Source organism: Terrilactibacillus tamarindi (assembly GCF_009718825.1).
In the GTDB taxonomy this organism is placed as follows: Bacteria; Bacillota; Bacilli; order Bacillales; family Sporolactobacillaceae; genus Terrilactibacillus; species Terrilactibacillus tamarindi.
This window is the reverse complement of sequence record NZ_WNHB01000055.1, coordinates 1-633: the sequence shown is the minus strand read 5'-3', so window position 1 is coordinate 633 and position 633 is coordinate 1. Positions and strand designations below refer to the sequence as shown.

Here is a 633-nt window from a genome sequence, read left to right as displayed (position 1 = left end):
TGGACACGGTATCACGACGTATCGCAATATAGGTTGCATCTAAATAGACGCACACATAGCGATTATGTAGTTGGCGATTATTGAACGCTTCAACCGTTTCAGAAACTGCTTTTGTCATGTTAGAAATGGTCTGCGGCGTATAATGATGACCATACATCTTTTCAATCAGATTTGCGATTTCAGACATCGTAATTCCTTTTTGAAAGAGGTGAATAACCGTTGACTCTAATGTGTCATTAGAGCGCTTATACGGAGCTATCGTCTGTTGCTTAAACTCGCCATTACGATCACGAGGAATCTGGATATTTAGGTCCCCGTACTCGGTGTGGAGAGTTCGTGAATAAGAACCATTTCGTGAATTACCAGAGTTGAAACCGATACGGTCATATTTTTCATAATCTAGAAAACTAGTAAGTTCGGTTACCAAGAGCGAGTTGATTGCTTTTTCTAAATGAGAACGAAAAACTTCCGTAATATCTTGTTTTTTTACTAGTGCATCGACGATTTCTGTTGTAAACTGGTTCATAGGGAAGACCTCTTTTCTATGGATGAGTTGTGGTGACTTTATTCTACCAGGAAAAGGTCTTCCTTTTTCATTGTTTTATTCATTTACACAAAATATTTTATACTCTC

Annotated in this window: 1 protein-coding gene; it reads right to left on the bottom strand. The window is 38.1% G+C overall.

Annotation, left to right across the window (positions count from 1 at the left end):
* Positions 1-526, bottom strand: a 526-nt coding sequence (locus GMB86_RS15315; RefSeq protein ID WP_196220259.1) for a transposase, incomplete at its 3' end; no start/stop codon positions are given.
* Positions 527-633: the final 107 nt, after the last annotated feature.